General features: G+C 71.8%; 14 protein-coding genes and 1 pseudogene. 4 read left to right on the top strand and 11 right to left on the bottom strand.

The features are described from left to right. The first annotated feature begins 48 nt into the window (after nucleotides 1–48). Complete coding sequence (locus ABZ079_RS14610) at nucleotides 49–1350, top strand: MFS transporter (RefSeq protein WP_356939782.1); 1302 nt, start codon at nucleotides 49–51, stop codon at nucleotides 1348–1350. A gap of 3 nt (nucleotides 1351–1353) precedes the next feature. Here ABZ079_RS14610 and ABZ079_RS14605 read toward each other — a convergent pair whose 3' ends face one another. Further along, complete coding sequence (locus tag ABZ079_RS14605; RefSeq protein WP_356939781.1) at nucleotides 1354–1812, bottom strand: cyclic nucleotide-binding domain-containing protein; 459 nt, start codon at nucleotides 1810–1812, stop codon at nucleotides 1354–1356. A gap of 268 nt (nucleotides 1813–2080) precedes the next feature. Continuing rightward, a complete protein-coding gene (locus tag ABZ079_RS14600; protein WP_356939780.1) occupies nucleotides 2081–2323 on the bottom strand; it encodes a hypothetical protein in 243 nt (80 codons plus the stop codon). A gap of 126 nt (nucleotides 2324–2449) precedes the next feature. Here ABZ079_RS14600 and ABZ079_RS14595 point away from each other — a divergent pair, with 126 nt between their 5' ends. After that, the gene (locus ABZ079_RS14595) at nucleotides 2450–2884 is read left to right on the top strand and encodes an ATP-binding protein (RefSeq protein WP_356939779.1); all 435 of its coding nucleotides are present in this window, start codon (nucleotides 2450–2452) and stop codon (nucleotides 2882–2884) included. 229 nt (nucleotides 2885–3113) lie between these two features. Beyond that, entirely contained in the window at nucleotides 3114–3965 is an 852-nt protein-coding gene (locus tag ABZ079_RS14590) for a SigB/SigF/SigG family RNA polymerase sigma factor (protein ID WP_356939778.1), read from the top strand. Nucleotides 3966–3984: 19 nt separating this feature from the next. Here ABZ079_RS14590 and ABZ079_RS14585 read toward each other — a convergent pair whose 3' ends face one another. The 5 genes and pseudogenes from ABZ079_RS14585 to ABZ079_RS14565 form a co-directional block, all read right to left on the bottom strand. Next, nucleotides 3985–6213 carry an FUSC family protein gene (locus ABZ079_RS14585; RefSeq protein WP_356940070.1) on the bottom strand — a complete coding sequence of 743 codons (2229 nt, stop codon included), beginning with the start codon at nucleotides 6211–6213 and terminating at the stop codon, nucleotides 3985–3987. A 96-nt stretch (nucleotides 6214–6309) separates the two neighbouring features. Further along, nucleotides 6310–6396, bottom strand: a pseudogene (locus tag ABZ079_RS14580) (DUF4287 domain-containing protein); the annotation flags it as partial. A gap of 67 nt (nucleotides 6397–6463) precedes the next feature. Beyond that, nucleotides 6464–7840: an NAD(P)/FAD-dependent oxidoreductase gene (locus ABZ079_RS14575; RefSeq protein ID WP_356939777.1), complete on the bottom strand. Its 1377-nt coding sequence runs from the start codon at nucleotides 7838–7840 to the stop codon at nucleotides 6464–6466. A gap of 221 nt (nucleotides 7841–8061) precedes the next feature. Continuing rightward, nucleotides 8062–8496, bottom strand: coding sequence for an ATP-binding protein (locus ABZ079_RS14570; protein ID WP_356939776.1), 435 nt, complete (start codon nucleotides 8494–8496; stop codon nucleotides 8062–8064). 151 nt (nucleotides 8497–8647) lie between these two features. Then, nucleotides 8648–10546 carry an AMP-dependent synthetase/ligase gene (locus ABZ079_RS14565; RefSeq protein ID WP_356939775.1) on the bottom strand — a complete coding sequence of 633 codons (1899 nt, stop codon included), beginning with the start codon at nucleotides 10544–10546 and terminating at the stop codon, nucleotides 8648–8650. A 151-nt stretch (nucleotides 10547–10697) separates the two neighbouring features. On the opposite strand from ABZ079_RS14565, the gene ABZ079_RS14560 reads away from it, so the two are divergent. Next, complete coding sequence (locus tag ABZ079_RS14560; protein WP_356939774.1) at nucleotides 10698–10931, top strand: DUF6480 family protein; 234 nt, start codon at nucleotides 10698–10700, stop codon at nucleotides 10929–10931. A gap of 9 nt (nucleotides 10932–10940) precedes the next feature. On the opposite strand, the gene ABZ079_RS14555 is transcribed toward ABZ079_RS14560, so the two are convergent. From ABZ079_RS14555 to ABZ079_RS14540, 4 genes are all read right to left on the bottom strand, one after another. Then, a complete protein-coding gene (locus ABZ079_RS14555) occupies nucleotides 10941–12029 on the bottom strand; it encodes a glutamate--cysteine ligase (RefSeq protein WP_356939773.1) in 1089 nt (362 codons plus the stop codon). A gap of 95 nt (nucleotides 12030–12124) precedes the next feature. Beyond that, on the bottom strand, nucleotides 12125–14365 hold the full coding sequence (glgB, locus tag ABZ079_RS14550; protein WP_356939772.1) for a 1,4-alpha-glucan branching enzyme: 2241 nt from the start codon (nucleotides 14363–14365) through the stop codon (nucleotides 12125–12127). Nucleotides 14366–14369: 4 nt separating this feature from the next. Further along, on the bottom strand, nucleotides 14370–15734 hold the full coding sequence (locus tag ABZ079_RS14545; protein WP_356939771.1) for a maltokinase: 1365 nt from the start codon (nucleotides 15732–15734) through the stop codon (nucleotides 14370–14372). 31 nt (nucleotides 15735–15765) lie between these two features. Next, nucleotides 15766–16298: alpha-glucosidase C-terminal domain-containing protein (locus ABZ079_RS14540; RefSeq protein ID WP_356939770.1), on the bottom strand; the 533-nt coding region annotated here is incomplete at its 5' end.

The following is a 16298-nucleotide window of genomic DNA, read 5'->3' as shown; positions in this document are numbered from 1 at the left end:
ACGGTCAGGCTCGCGAAGCGAAAAGACGATCGAGCAACCGGGACACCCGTGGACACGAGCGAGAGCAGCGCCACCGCGACCGGCACGGCCGCGCCGGCGGCCGAGGCCCCGCCGCGGCGCGGCTGGCGCCGCTGGGCGATGGACACCCGCCCCCTGCGCATCCCCGCCTACCGGCGGCTGTGGTCCTCGACCATCGTCACCGCCGTCGGCAGCCAGCTCACCGCCGTCGCCGTACCCAAGCAGATCTACGACATCACGCACTCGTCGGCCTGGGTCGGCTACGCGAGCCTGGCGGGTCTCGTGCCCATGGTGGCGTTCGCGCTGTGGGGCGGGGCGGTCGCCGACACCGTCGACCGCCGCAAGCTGCTGCTGGTCACCAACAGCGGTATCGCGGTGACCTCGCTGCTGTTCTGTGCGCAGGCCGTCACCGGACTCGACTCGGTCGTCGTCCTCATGGTCCTGCTCGCGATGCAGCAGGCCTTCTTCGGCCTCAACGCCCCGGCGCGCAACGCCTCCATCGCCCGCCTGGTGCCCGCCGGGCAACTGGCCGCGGCCAACGCGCTCGGTTCCACGGTGACGCAGACCGGCCTGGTGGCGGGCCCGCTCCTCGCCGGGGCGCTCATCCCGGTCATCGGGCTGCCCGAGCTGTACCTCATCGACGCCCTGGCGTTGTGCACGACGGTGTGGGCCGTCTTCCGGCTGCCCCCGCTGCCGCCGCTCGCCGGCGCCTCCACCCGCCGGGCCGGGGTACGGGAGGTGGCGGCCGGCTTCCGCTACGTCTCCCGGCACAAGGTGCTGCTGCTTTCCTTCCTCGCCGACATCGTCGCCATGGTGCTCGGCATGCCCCGCGCCCTGTTCCCGCAGCTCGCCGCGCAGACCTACGACTCCTACGGCGAAGGACTCGCGCTCGGCGTGCTGTTCGCCGGCATCCCGGTCGGCGCGGTGCTCGGCGGTCTGTTCTCCGGGGTGTTCTCGCGGGCCCGCCGGCACGGGTGGATGGTCATCGGGGCGGTCGTCGGCTGGGGCGTGGCCATCGCCGGGTTCGGGCTGAGCGGCAACCTCTGGATCGCGATGGCCTTCCTCGCCGCGGCCGGTGTCGCGGACATGGTCTCGATGGTGTTCCGGGGCGCGATCCTGTTGTCGGCCGCGACCGACGAGATGCGCGGACGGATGCAAGGGGTGTTCACGGTCGTCGTCGCGGGTGGCCCGCGTCTGGCCGACGTGCTGCACGGCACCGCCGGCTCGGTATTCGGCCCGCGGGCCGCCGTGGCAGGTGGCGGCGCCCTGGTCGTCGTGGTGATGCTGACCCTGGCCTGCGCGGTCCCGGCGCTGCGCCGCTACCGGATCTGAACCCTAGAGCGGGCCGCTGCGCCTCCGGATCGCGTATTGGTCCATCAGCTTGCCGCGGGTCGTCTCCAGGCGGCTGGCGAGAATCTCGGCCACCGTCCGGACCAGGGAGAGGCCGAGCAGCGGGTCCTCCACGCACACGGCGAGCACCGAGGGCCCGTCGAACTCGTAGGCCCGTACGTTGCTGAAGGCCACCGCGCCGAAGTCCCACTCGTACGGCGGAAACAACCAGGACCAGCCGAGCAGGTCGCCGGCGCCGAGCGTGGCCACGGTCACCCGCTGCCGGGAGGTGACCTGCTGGTCCAGGTGGACCGCGCCGGAGCGGATCACCCAGAACCGGTCGGCCGTGCCGCCCGCCTCGAAGATGCGGGTGTCCTCGGGGAAGGAGACCTCCCTGGCCAGCTCCATCAGGCGCTCGCGCTGCGCCTGGGGCAGGGCGGTGAGCAGTTTGATCGCTTTGGTCATGGCGCGGGGCTCCTCGCCGGCGGCGGTCCGGATGCTGTGCTTAAGCCCATTTCAGCCGCTGCCGCCGCCCCGGGCACCTCGAAGCATGTGGGCGTGCGCCTGCCGACCGGTTCCGGGCGGCAAAAAGCCCTGGCTGGACGGGGGAATCCAGCCAGGGCCGTATGCGGTGACGCGCGAGGAGGGAGGAAGGACGGTTCCGGTCCACTCCGGCATCACGTATGGATGAACGGTAAACCAGCTCGCGTGCTTATGTGTAGCCAGAAGCAGGTCAGGTGACCCGTTTCACTCCTTCCGCCGCCGCCGGCTGCCCGCCCGGGTTGACGATCTCCTCCAGCACCATCAGTACCGCCTCGTACGCCCGCGCCCGGTCCGCCGCCTCCCGCGCGCCGTCCGGATCGGTCGCCGTCAGGCTCTGCGAGCGCTCCCGCCAGGCACGTTCCTCCTCCGCCGCGCGCTCCCTGCCCCGCCGGAGGCGCCGCAACAACTCGTCCGCGTCCACCACATCGGTCATGACGGTCGGGTACCCGGCCGTTCCCTGGTGATGGCATCGGCATCGAGGGTGTTTGACAACGCCAGCAAGGGTCAGCCGAAAGAGGAGAGAACCAGTCAATCCGGGCACCGCGCAGGGAGGAAAGGGATGCTCGACAAGCACCGGACCAGCTCCTCCGCGACACTGCGGGAACCATGCCGCCGACTGCCGTGCGGGCCAGCCGACGCCCGCAGAACGGTCCGGCGAGTGGTGGCCGAGCGGTGCCGGGCCGAGGCCCTCCCGTGCGCACCCGAGGCCATGGAGGACGCCCTGCTCGTCACTTCGGAACTGGCCACCAACGCCATACTGCACGGCGGCGGGATCACCGGCTTCGACGTCGACATCGACTCCAGCGGCGTCCGGGTGTCGGTGAGCGACCGCAGCGACGACGTGCCGGTGGCCGTCGCACCCGTGGACGAACGCGGCCGGTCCCGGCCGGGCGGGCGCGGCTGGCCCATCGTCTGCCGGCTGGCGCGGGACGTCCGGGTGGCCGAGCTGCCCTGGGGTGGCAAGCGCATCACGGCCGTGGTACCGCTGCACTGAAGCGGTTTTGGAAGTTCCGCCTGCCGGCGTTTGTCCCCGGGGCCGGGGGGCAGACGGAATCTCGTGCTTCGGACCGGAGGCGCGCGCCCAGCGGGGAGACTGCTGCCTGGGCCCCCTACCGGCGGGCCGGGCGGTTCACCCCGCGGCGAACCCTGACACCACCGTTCGGGCCAGAACCCGGGACCCTGTTCCGGCCGTGCCCTGAAACCACGTTCAGGAGCGATTCCGCATGCTGACCGACATGCCGACCAGCCCTCACGGCACGCCTGCCACCCCCGCCGCCGCGGCGCCCGCCCGACGGAACCATGACGACGCTCCCGACACCGCGGAGCTGTTCGCCCGGCTCGCGGAACTGGAGGACGGCCCCGAGCGGGACGCCGTACGCGACGAACTCGTCACCTCCTGGCTGCCCATGGCCCACCGGATCGCCGGTCGCTTCCGCGACCGCGGCGAGTCCGTCGAGGACCTGCGCCAGGTCGCCGCGCTCGGGCTCGTGAAGGCGATCGACAGGTTCGACCCGTCGCGCGGGGCGTTCGAGAGCTACGCCGTGCCGACCATCACCGGAGAGGTCAAGCGGCACTTCCGCGACCGGATGTGGGCCCTGAGGGTGCCCCGCCGGGTGCAGGAGCTGCGCAACCGGGTGCGAGTGGCCCGACGGGAACTCACCCAGAACCCCGGCAGCCCGGAACCCACCGTCGCCGACATCGCCGCGCACACCGGGCTCAGCGAGGAGGAGGTGTCCGCGGGCATGGAGGCGCTGGAGAGCTTCAGCACCCTGTCGCTGGACGCCGAACTCGCCGCCGGCGACGACGGCTACAGCCTCGCCGACACCCTCGGCGCCACGGACGCCTCGTACGACGTCGTCGTCGACCGCGAGGCCGCCAAAGAAGGGCTGCGCCGCCTGCCCGAGCGGGAACGGGCGATCCTGTACATGCGCTTCTTCGAGGACATGACCCAGAGCCGTATCGCCGACCGGCTCGGCATCTCCCAGATGCACGTCTCCCGGCTGATCAGCCGCAGCTGCGCCCGCGTCCGCGACGAGGTGCTGGGCCGCCGCACGGGCGGCACAGGACCGCTGTGAGGCCGAGGGTCCCCGGGGGTCACCTCTTCGGCTCGGCCGTACCGGTGGGGATGATGCCCAGCGGCCGCGCCAGACCGGAGACAGCCTCGTCCAGGCGTTGCAGATGGCGCAGCACCCGGTCGGTCACCCGCCCGTAGCGCGGGGTGCGCAGGGTTCCCGGCTCCAGCATCGAGGCGATGCTGGGGCCGGTCTCGATCCGGGCCGAGGACCGCGTATCGGTGACGTGCGCGGCGATCGCCTCGATGTTGTGCACGATCCGCCCGCACGCCCCGCGCAGCCGGGGGTCCGCCGCGATCGCCGGGTGCGTCGGCAGCAGCTCGGCCGTCGCCGCGAGCGAACGCGCGTGGTACGCGCAGGTCTCCAGCAGCGCCACGACGTACCGGGCGGTGTCCCGGCGGGAGCGCAGCGGGGTGATCGGATGGGTCAGCGGCTGGGTGGCCCCGCGCAGGTCGGCCAGCGCCTGGTCTAGGTCGCGCGCCTGCTCCACGAGATCGGCCCCGGTCCCGCCGCTCAGCTGGTCGACGGCGGCCCGGGTGACGGCGGTGAGCCGGTCCAGGACCTCCACGAGGAGTTCATCGGTACGGCGGTCGGTGTGGATCGGCAGCACCAGCGCCGCCGCGATCACCCCGCAGGCCGCGCCCAGCGCCGTCTCCTCCACCCGAAGCACCAGCACCTCCGTGCTGTAGGTGTTCAGCAGTGTGTACAGCAGTCCCAGCGCCGCAGTGACGAAGAACGACATCAGTGTGTACGACAGGGGCGCCGTGTAGAACATGGCGAAGACGAACACCAGGACGAGCGCGAACGCCGTCCAGGTGTGGTGCCCGACCAGGCCGGCGAGCCCGATGCCGGCGACCACGCCGAGTATCGTGCCGAGCAGCCGCCGGTAGCCCTTCACCAGGATCTCGCCGGTGGAGGCGGTGTTGATGAACACGATCCAGCAGGTCAGCACCGCCCAGTACCAGCGCTGGCCGGACAGGGGCTCGCCACCTGCGATGGCCAGGGAGGAGCCGACGGCCACCTGGACGGCCGCCCGGGTGGTGGGCCGCCTCAGGCCGGCCGGCTCGGCCTCCTTCGGCCCGCTCATCTCCTCGCTGACCTCGATCGCGGCGTCCTCCGCGTCCAGTTCCTCGCGCGAGCGGGCGGCCGCCGGGCTGTCCTCCGACTCGTCCTGCGGCCCGTCGAGGACGAGCCGCAACCCCAGCGCGGCCCGGGCGGTCTCGCCGAGGCCCCGGAAGACGTCCTGCACCGCCGGGGAGGCCACGGGCAGGTTCTCCTCGTCCCGGTAGCCGAGCAGCCGGTTGCGGACCTGCGCGAGCGCCGTCCCGGAGGCCTCACCGGCCGGCCGCAGCACCAGCAGCCGCAGTGCCCGCAGGTCCCGGCGCAGCGCGTCCTTCGCCTCGTCCCGCACCGGCGACTCGCCCCCCGAGGGCAGCGGAGCGCCCGGCAGATGCAGGGTGAGGGTGTGGGTCCGCTCGGCGCTGCGCGCGGTGAGCAGCAGCAGACCGAGCCGCTCGGCGGCGATCTCGGCGTCCGCGATCCGGCGCTGCAGCAGCCGGGCCACCGACGCGTCCGAGGTGCCGTCCTCCAACCGTCCCTGGATCATCAGCGCCGTCTCGTGCAGCCGCGCGGTGCCGGTGCGCAGCTCCTCCAGGGCCTTGTCCACCTCCTCGGGCCCGGCGTCGAGCAGCTGGATCTGGACGTCGATCAGCTGGGCGAGCCGGGCGCGGAAAGCCCGCCGCAGCCGGTCCAGGGTGCCCGCAGGGGTCTGCGGCAGCAGCAGGAAGCGGGCGGTGGCGCTGCACGCGAACGCCACGCAGATGACGCCGCACAGCCCGGGAAGCGCGGACGTGGTGGCGTGCACGAACAGGGAGAGGAAGTAGATCTGGAAGCCGATCAGCCCCAGCGCCGTGCCGCGGTCGCCGAACCGGCGGCTGTAGACGGCGCAGAAGATCAGGACGACGAAGAACAGGTCCCCGGCGAGGACGCGCTGGTCGAGGAGTGCGCCCAGTGAGACCGAGGCCAGTGCCACCGGCAGACCGAGGGCGAGTGTGACGGCCTGCCGGGCGCGCTGCTTCTCCCGGATGGCGAAGGTGGAGACCATCGCCGTCATGGCGCCGGCGACCAGTTGGGGCACCGGAACCCGCAGCACACCGAGAACGGCGAGGGTGAGGGCGATGGCGGTGACCGTGCGCAGCCCCGCGGTGAGCCGGAGCAGGCCGGGATCGGACGCCGCCAGCCGGTCCCACATCCGTACCCGCCCCGACCGTGCCGCTGCCCTCACGCCGCCGCGCTCTCTCCCGTGCCGGAAATCGATCTCCGACCCAGCATCGCACGAGGGCCCGGGCTACTTCCCTTCGGCCAGGGTCGCCGCCACCAGGGCGTTGGCGTGCCCGTGCCCGAGGCCGTGCCCGGACTTCAGCCAGCCGACCAGAGAAGACCGCCGACCCGGTGAGAAATGATCGGCGGTGATCGGCGGCCCCTCGGTGATCCGCGTCGCATCAGGGGTTCTCGATGGTCCTGCCCTCGACCTGGGCCCGTACCTGCTCCGGCGTCAGGTACGAGTCCGTGAACTCGAAGTCCTTCAGCCGGGCGGGCTTTCGGGCCTGGAAGCCGGTGCGGACGAAGTCGTTGCCCGCGACGGCGTTCAGCAGCCAGTTGGTCATCACGCGGGTCTTGGCGACGTTGGTGCGCAGTGCCGACCAGTGGTAACCGCGGGCCACCGCCTGGGCGGGCACCCCCCGCAGCTCGATGCCCAGCGGCTTGGACACGGCGTCCTTGCCGCCGAGGTCGACGACGAGGCCCAAGTCCTTGTGCACGTACGACTCCATCGGCTGGTTGCGCAGGGTCGCGATGACGTTGTCGGCGACCTTCTTGCCCTGGCGCATGGCGTGCTGTGCGGTGGGCGGGCAGACCGCGCCCTCCTGGCCCTTGGCCTCATCGGGCACAGCGGCCGCGTCCCCGAGCGCGAACACGCCGTCGTGGCCGGGCAGGCACATCTGCGACGTGACCGCCAGCCGGCCGCGGATCGTCTCCGCGCCGAGCGTGGCGATCAGCGGGCTGGCGACCACGCCCGCCGTCCAGATGAGAGTGTGCGTCGGCACCACCCGGCCGTCGGTGAAGGTCACCTCCTCCGGTCCGGCCTTGTCGATCGACACACCCAGCGAGACCTCGATACCCCGCCGCTTCAGGATCTCCTGCGCGCTGCGGCCCAGCTTGTCGCCCAGTTCGGGCATCAGCTTGGGCGCGACGTCGATCAGGTGCCACTTGATCAGGCCCGGGTCCAGACGCGGATAGCGCTGTACGGCGGCGTGCGTGAGCCGTTGCAGGCAGGCCGCGGTCTCGGTGCCGGCGTATCCGCCGCCGACGACCACGAACTGCAGCCGCGCCGCCCGTTCGACCGGGTCGTCGCTGGCGTCGGCGAGGTCCAGCTGCGAGATGACGTGATCGCGGATGTAGGCGGCCTCGGCGAGCGTCTTCATCCCGAAGGCGTGCTCGGTCAGCCCCGGGATGTCGAAGGTGCGGGTGACGCTGCCCGGTGCCAGCACGATGTAGTCGTAGGGCTCGTTGACGATCTTGTCGGTGATGGTGCGGACGACGCACACCTTGGCCTTCAGGTCCACCCCGATCGCGCCGCCCGGGATGATCCGGGTGCGGTACCTCCTGCTGCGTCGCAGCGAGATGGCGATCGACTGCGGCGTGAGCACGCCGGAGGCGACCTGGGGCAGCAGAGGCAGATAGAGCTGGTAGGCGAACGGCGTCACCAGGGTGACGTCGGCCTCGTCGGGGGCGAGTTTCCGCTCCAGGCGGCGGACGCACTCGACTCCGGCGAAGCCTGCGCCAACCACCAGGATCCTGGGTCGTGTCACGGTGTTCATCCCTTTCTGCGGCTCCAGGCGGTCCGACTCGACGCCGTTCGCATGCCCTGGATCGCTGCGCGCCAACTTCGATCCCACCGTGGCCGGAGCCGATCCGCCAGCTGGGTGCGGCAGGCAGACGAACGCGTGGACACCCACATGCCCCCACTCCGGATGGAGTAACCGGTATTCGCACAGTCATACGTCGCACACGCGACGGGCATGCCCGGCCACGTGTGCCGTCACCAGGGCAGAAACACGTGGATGTCCTTGCCGCGGTCGTGGACGACCACGCTGACCTGGGTGCACAGCGTGTGCACCAGATGCCAGCCGATCCCGCCACCGCCCGTCCGCGGGTGGAAGGGCCGTGGCTCCGGCTTGGTGGTGCTCGTGTCGCGCATCGTCACATGCACGCCGTCGAAGGTGCGGCGCATCCGCAGGTCGAACGGGCCGGGCGCGTACTGGATCACATTGGCGGCCAGCTCGGTCACGACCAGCAGGATGTCGTCCCAGTACTCGTGCGCGACCGGCGGCGCGTTTCTGGCCAGGGCGCACAGGAAGTCCTCCGCGGCGAGCCGCGCCTCCGTGACGTTGCGTAGCTCACCTGCGAAGGAGAACGTACGCTCGTACTTCTCCTCCGAGGGCGGTGTGTCGTCCCAACGCGGCTCCGTCGCCATCTCGCATTCCCCGGTCCCGGCCGGGAGGGGCCCCCGGGCCCCTCCCGCCAGGACGGTCGTCGTTGCTGATCTCTCTGTGCGTGGCGGGTTCCCACAGCCCGGCAGGCTATCCGTCCGTTCCGGGACGTCGCTCCGGCGGGGGTGCGCCCCCTCAGCGGAAGACATCGTCCGGCTCGTCCCAGTCGGCCGGCACCTGCGGTCCCCGCCGGGCCTGGGAGCGCGCCTGGTACATCGCCTCGATCTCGGCGGCACAGTGCCGCACGATGGCGTCCCGGCGCAGCTTCATGGACGGCGTGAGCAGCCCGTTGTCCGGGGCGAACGGTTCCGGGAGGACGCGGTAGACCCTGATGGACTCCGCGCGGGACACGGCGCTGTTGGCCGAGGCCACGGCCCGCGCGAGCTCCTCCCGCAGCGCGTTCTCCTCCCGGGTCTCGCGGCCCGGGAGGTCGCCCTGCAGCGCCAGCGCGGTCCGCCAGTGTGCGAGGAACTCCGCATCCAGGGTGATCAGGGCGCCGACGCAGGGCCGGTCGTCGCCGATCACCACCGCCTGGTGGATCAGCGGATGCATCCGCAGCCGCTCCTCCAGCGGGGCCGGGGCCACGCTTTTGCCGCCACTGGTGACGATGATGTCCTTCTTGCGTCCGGTGATCGTCAGATAGCCCTCGGAGTCCAGCCGCCCGATGTCCCCGGTGGCCAGCCAGCCACCGCGCAGCGCGGCCCGCGTCGCCGCCTCGTCGCTGACGTACCCCTGGAACACCGACGGCCCCCGCACCAGGATCTCCCCGTCCTCGGCCACCTGTATCGCGGTGCCCGGCAGCGGCCGGCCCACGGTCCCGGACTTCTCCCGGCCGAGCGGCTGCATGGTGATCCCGCCGGAGGACTCGGTGAGCCCGTACCCGTCGTGGACGTAGACGCCGATGCCCTCATAGAAGAGGGACAGTTCGCGGCTGAGCGAGGAACCGCCGGAGGTACCGCGCACGACCCGGCCGCCGAGCGCCGCGCGCAGTCTGCGGTACACCGTCCGCTCGTACAAGGCGTGTTGCAGCCTGAGGTCGAACCCCGGGCCCGCACCGCTGCCCATCCGGCGGCGTTCCTCGGCGGCGGCGAAGTCCCGCGCGGTCTGCGCGGCCCGCTCGAACAGCGCGCCGCGGCCCTCCTGTTCCGCGGCGCGCAGGAAATTCTTGTACAGCTTCTCGAACACCGACGGCACCCCGTACAGATACGTCGGCCGGAACGTGGACAGCGCCGACGCCAGCGCCGCCTCGGTCATCTCCGGCTCGTGCGCCATCAGGATGCCGCCGCGCACGCACGTCAGCATGATCATGATGCCGTAGACGTGGGAGAACGGCAGGAAGGCCAGGACGGAGGGCTGTTCGCCCGGCGGTGCCGCGGTGTGGGCCCAGCCGGCCAGCAGGGTGTCGCAGGGATAGGCGAGGCCGCGGTGGCTCAGCGCGCACCCCAGGGGGCGGCCCGAGGTACCGGAGGTGTAGACGACGGCCGCCGTGGCGTCCGGCAGCACGATCCGGCGCAGCGACTCCACGGTGGTGTACGGCACCACCGCACCCCGCTCGACGAGTTCGCGCAGCGCGCCCGCGTCGAGCTGCCAGACGTGCCGCAGCCGCGGCAGCCTGACGCACACGGTGCCGACGGTCATCGCGCCCTGCTCGTCCTCGACGACCACGGCCACGCAGCCGGCGTCCCGCAGGATCCACTCGACCTGGTCGCGCGCGGCGGTCGGATGGATCGGCACGACCTCCGCGCCCACGGCCCACAGCGCGTGGCTGAGCACCGTCCACTCGTAGCGGGTACGTGCCATCAGGGCCACCCGGTGACCGGGCGAGATACCGGCGGCGATCAGCCCCTTGGCCAGGTCGATCACTTCGTCCCGTACCTCGACGGCCGTCACCTCCTCCCACACCGTGGCGGTGGGGTCCGCGCGGCGCGCGAGGAGTGGCAGGGTCGGATTCCGGTCCGCCGTGTGGAAGACGCTGTCGCCGAGGCCGCCGGTGAGCGGCGGGCTGACGGCTGGAGCGAGGGCGACGTCCCGCATGCACTGCTCCCGGGGGGTACGGAGGGTCACTCCGCCGATCGGCTCGGTGTCGGCGGTGCTCGAATGTAGCCCAGGCGAGCGCGTTCGGGGTCTGGAACGCGGAAGTCGTGATCGGCTGATGATGTCGGCGTGTTCTGGGGACTCGGGGGACATGAGCCATGTGAACCCTGATCCCGAGCCGGAGCGCACCACCGGGCTGGAGCCCGGCGGCGGAGTCCCGCCCGGCGAGACCCCGCCCGCCGAGAGCAGCATGCCCGAGGCAGGGCCCCGCGAGCCGCACGTTCAGAGCAGAGGGTGGGCCAAGGCGCCGCTGACGCTGATCCTCGTCCTCGTCGCCCTGATCGCAGCCTTCTTCCTGGTGTACGCCCTGATGCTGATCCTCTGACCTGAGCGCTCAGCCCTGGGTGAGCCGCACGCATTCGGTGACCACGTCCCGCAGGCTGTCGGTGCGTTCCAGCAGCCTGCGCTGCTCGCGCGCGCCGTTGCCCGTCCGCAGCAGCTCCTCGACGGCCTGCTCGGCGCGGGCCGCGTCGCCGCTGTCGGTCAGCGCGTCCCCGGTGTGCTCCAGCAGGGAGCGCAGCACCTGCGCGGCGGGCCGGGGCCGCATGGTCGCCGGGTCGAGGAGGTTCTCCTCCAGTCCGAACCGCGCGGCCTGCCAGTCGGCCAGCCTGAGGAGGCTCACGCTGTGGTCGTGCGCCGGGCGGCCCGCCCGCCAGTCCCGTGCGGCCGTCTCTACGAGCGCGCGGCTGAGCGTCGCGATCAGTACGGCGGTGTCCGCGCGCAGGCACACGTCGGCCACCCGGAGCTCCACCGTCGGGTAGCGGGCGGACAGACGCGCGTCGAAGTAGGCCATCGCCTCGTCCAGGATGGCCCCCGTGGCCACCATGTCGGACACCCGCCGGCGGTACCGCTCCGCGGACTCGAACAGCTCGGTCGGGCCGGCCGACGGCCAGCGGTTCCACACCCGGCTGCGGTAGCTGCCGTAATCCGTGTCCTGACCCTGCCAGAACGGAGAGTTCGCACTGATCGCGCGGAGCACCGCCAGCCACGGGCGGATCCGGTCGAGGACAGCGACGCCCTCCTCGTCGGACTCCACCGACACATGGACATGGCAGCCGCACACGAGCTGCTCCCAGGTGGGTATCCCGTACCGCTCGGCCAGCCACCGGTAGCGGTCGTTCATGCTGAGGGAGGGACTGACCGGCAGCGGGGAGGTGGCGAGCGCGGCGACGGCGCAGCCGATCTCCCCGGCGTGCCGGGCCGCCTCCTTGCGGCAGCGCACGATCTCCGCACCGAGGGCCGCCATGTCCGACTGCGGATGCGTGGCGAACTCCAGCATCTGCCCGAACAGTTCCTTCTCGAACACGTCCTGTCCGGGATCGTCATGGGCGGCCCGGGCGAGTACGGCCGCCGCCAGCGCCTTCGGGTCGCCGCTGTCCGGATCGACCAGAAGGAGTTCCTCCTCCACTCCGACGGTGCGCACGTGGTGCCGCCCTTCTGTCCGTGCCACAAGGGGCAGTCGCGGGTCTGTCTGTAGACCCCGACTGCCCCTGGTACCGCCGCCGACACCTGCGGCTTTCAGCGCTCCGGTGTCAGCCAGACCGTGGCGAGCGGTGGGAGCGTGAGGCTCAGGAGCCCGTCCGCCGGCACGAGGGACCCCTCGTTGCCGACCCCGCTGCCGCCGTAGCGGACGTCGTCCGTGTTCAGCTCCTCGTGCCAGGCGGGTACCTCGCCGGGCACCCACAGCCGGTAGTCGTGCCGGACGACGGGGGAGAAGTTCGACACCGCCAGCAGCGGGGACCCCTCGGTGTCGAAACGCAGGAACGCGAAGACGTTGTCGTCCGCCGCGTCGCACAGCACCCACCGGAAGCCACCGGGGTCGGTGTCCCGCTGCCACAGTGCCGGCGTCGCCCGGTACCGGCCGTTCAGGTCCCGCACGAGCTGCTGGACGCCCCGGTGGTCGCCCGCGGAGCAGTAGTCGTCACCGAGCAGCCACCACTCCGGGCCGTGCGCCTCGGACCATTCGGCGCCCTGGGCGAACTCCTGACCCATGAAGAGGAGTTGCTTGCCCGGGTGGGCCCACATGAAGCCGAGGTAGGCGCGGTGGTTGGCGCGCCGCTGCCACCAGTCGCCCGGCATCTTCGACACCAGCGCCTGCTTGCCGTGCACGACCTCGTCGTGCGAGATGGGCAGCACGTAGTTCTCGCTGTAGGCGTACACCATCGAGAAGGTCATCTCGTTGTGGTGGTACTTGCGGTGCACCGGCTCCTTCTGGACGTACTCCAGCGAGTCGTGCATCCAGCCCATGTTCCACTTCAGCCCGAAGCCGAGCCCGCCGCTGTCCGTCGGCCGGGTCACCCCCTCCCAGGCGGTGGACTCCTCGGCGATGGTCACCACACCGGGGCAGCGGCGATAGACAGTGGCGTTCATCTCCTGCAGGAAGGCCACCGCGTCCAGGTCCTCCCGCCCGCCGAAGACGTTCGGCTCCCATTGGCCGGAGTCCCGCGAGTAGTCGAGGTACAGCATGGAGGCGACGGCGTCCACGCGCAGGCCGTCGATGTGGAACTCCTCGCACCAGTACACCGCGTTGGCGACGAGGAAGTTGCGTACCTCGGTCCGCCCGTAGTCGAACTCGTACGTGCCCCAGTCCGGGTGCTCGGCCCGCCGCCAGTCCCCGGGTTCGTACAGCGGTTCCCCGTCGAACCGGGCCAGCGCCCAGTCGTCCTTCGGGAAGTGTGCCGGCACCCAGTCCATGATCACGCCGATGCCGGCCCGGTGCAGCGCGTCCACCAGGTACTTGAAGTCGTCCGGCGAACCGAGCCGGGGCGTCGGCGCGTAGTAGGAGGTGACCTGATAGCCCCAGGAGCCGCTGAACGGATACCCGGCGACCGGCATCAGCTCGACGTGCGTGAAGCCCATCTCCGCGACGTACGGGGGAAGTTCCTCCGCCAGCTGACGGTATGTCGATCCGGGTCGCCAGGACGGCAGATGAACTTCGTACACCGAGAACGGTGCCTCGTGCACCGGCGTGTCACCGCGATGTGCCATCCACTTCGCGTCACCCCACTCGTAGTGCGAGGCCGTCACGATCGACGCCGTGTCCGGCGGCACCTCCGTACGCCGCGCCATCGGGTCGGCCTTGAGGAAACGGTGGCCGTAGCGGGAGGTGATCTCGAACTTGTACCGGGCGCCCTCGCCGATCCCGGGCAGGAACAGCTCCCAGACCCCGGACGCGCCGAGCGAGCGCATCGGGTACTGCGTGCCGTCCCAGTACGTGAACTCCCCGGCCACCCGCACGCCCTGGGCGTTGGGCGCCCACACGGTGAAGCGGGTACCGGCCACACCCTGGTGGGTCATCGGCTCGGCACCGAGTGCGTGCCACAGCTGCTCGTGCCGGCCCTCCCGGATCAGATGCAGGTCCAGCTCGCCGAGGGCGGGCAGGAAGCGGTACGGGTCGTGCACCTCCTGTTCGCCGTCGTCGTACGCCACCAGCAGGGTGTAGGACGGGATCTCCGGGTAGGGGAGGACGGCCGCGAAGAGGCCGTCGCCCTCCGACTCGAGTTTGTTGGGCATGCCGTCGACCACGACGCTGACCGCCCGGGCGTTCGGGCGCAGCGCCCGGAACAGGGTCCCGCCCGGGACCGGGTGGGCGCCCAGCAGGGCGTGCGGATCGTGGTGGGCGCCGCCCAGCAGGCGGCCGCGGTCGGCGGGGTCGAGCGCAGCGAGATGGGGGTCCCCGCGGACGAAGTCCGGGGGAGGGACGGCCGCGGGCGGCTTGGGGCCCGCGGTCCCGGGACGTGTGGTGTCGCGCAGTGCCATGACGTCAGCCTCTCCACACGGCGAGTCGCTTGATCGCCGCCATCGGTACCGGCAGCCAGTCCGGTCGGTGTCTCGCCTCGTACAGCACCTCGTAGACCGCCCTGTCCGTCTCGTGCGCGCGCAGCAGCGCGTGCTTCTTGCGGGGATCCCAACCGGCACGGGCCGCGTAGCCCGCGCAGAACGCCTCCCGGCAGCGGCGCGCCCATTCGGGTCGCCAGGGGCGGCGCTGCCGGGCCGCGTAGTCGAAGGAGCGCAGCATTCCGGCCACGTCCCGCACCGGGGACTGCGGGGCCCGCCGCTCGGCGAGCGGCCGGGACGGTTCGCCCTCGAAGTCGATGACGAACCAGTCGCGGCCGGCCCGCAGCACCTGCCCGAGGTGCAGATCGCCGTGGATGCGCTGCGCGGGCGGCCCGGTGTCGCACGTGGTGAGTGCCCCGAACGCGGCTCGCAGACCGGGTACGAAGGGCCGCAGCCCGGGTACGGCGTGCGCGGCGGCGTCCAGCCGCACGCACATCGCGTCGGCCGTACGGCCGTTCTCGCCCGGTCCGGCCGGCGGGAACGCCTCGGCCAGCGCCAGGTGCACCTCGGCCATGGCCCGGCCCAGTTCGCGGGCCTCCGCGGTGAAGTGGTCGCCGGCGGCGAGGGCCCGCAACGCCAGCGTCCAGCCGTCGGTGGCGTCCGGCAGGAACGGCTGCAGTACTCCGAGTGTGGCCGGGCTGGGCGCCGTCGTCCCGAACCAGGCCACCGGCGCGGGCACCCGCGTGCAGCCCTGCGCGGCCAGCGCGGCCGACACCTCCAGGTCCGGGTTGACGCCCGACTGGATGCGGCGGAAGAGCTTCAGGATGTACGCGTCGCCGTACACGATCGAGGTGTTGGACTGCTCTGCGTCCAGCAGGCGCGGCGGCAGCCCTCCGGGCAGCAGAGCGGCCGGATCCGCCTCGAAGCGCAGCGGGCCGGCAGCACCGGGCTGCCGCAGCCGCTCCAGCAGCAGATGGGCCGCGCGCGGGTCGTGCAGCGCGTCGTAGACCGCCAGCCCGGCCAGCGGACCCTCGCTCGCCCGCCCGATGAACGCCCGCTCGAGCCGCGGCGCCAGGTGCTCGCGCAGGCCCAGCAGCAACTGGTAGCAGTCCCCGGGCGGGGGAGTGCCGCCCGGTGTGGGCACGGGCGCGTGCGAGGCGTGCACCAGCAGATGCAGACACGCGGGGAACAACTCGGTCACGGACAGCACCGACAGATCGGTGACGGGCCGGTCCTTGCCCGCGAACCAGCGTTGCCTCGGCAACCACTCACGCAACAGCGCACCGAGTGAGACCAGGAGGCCGTCGACGCCGGCAGCGGTTCTCGGTCGGGGAGTGATGGTCTTCGGCATGGTGACGCGTCCTTTCCTCGGCGCCGGGAGGTCAGCGGCGGCGGCCGATGCGGGATGCGACTCGGGTGAGCCGGAACCAGTAGAAGCCGTGACCTTGCAGGGTCAGCAGGTAGGGCAGTTCACCGATGGCGGGGAAGCGCACCCCGCCGATCAGCTCGACCGGATGCCGTCCGTCGTAGGCCCGCAGATCGAGTTCGGTGGGCTGTGCGAACCGGGAGAAGTTGTTCACGCACAGCACCAGGTCGTCGCCGTACTCGCGCAGGAACGCCAGGACCGCCGGGTTGGAGGACTGCAGTTCCGTGAACGAGCCGAGCCCGAAGGCGGGATTCTGCTTGCGGATCTCGATCATGCGGCGGGTCCAGTGCAGCAGGCTGGACGGGGAGGACATGGAGGCCTCGACGTTGGTGACCTGGTAGCCGTAGACCGGGTCCATGATCGCCGGCAGGGAGAGGCGTCCCGGATCGCACGTCGAGAAGCCCGCGTTGCGGTCGGGGGTCCACTGCATGGGGGTGCGCACCGCGTCGCGGTCACCGAGCCAGATGTTGTCGCCCATGCCGATCTCGT

Source organism: Streptomyces sp. NPDC006314 (assembly GCF_040613075.1).
Taxonomy (GTDB): domain Bacteria; phylum Actinomycetota; class Actinomycetes; order Streptomycetales; family Streptomycetaceae; genus Streptomyces.
This window is presented reverse-complemented; position numbering and strand designations above follow the sequence as displayed.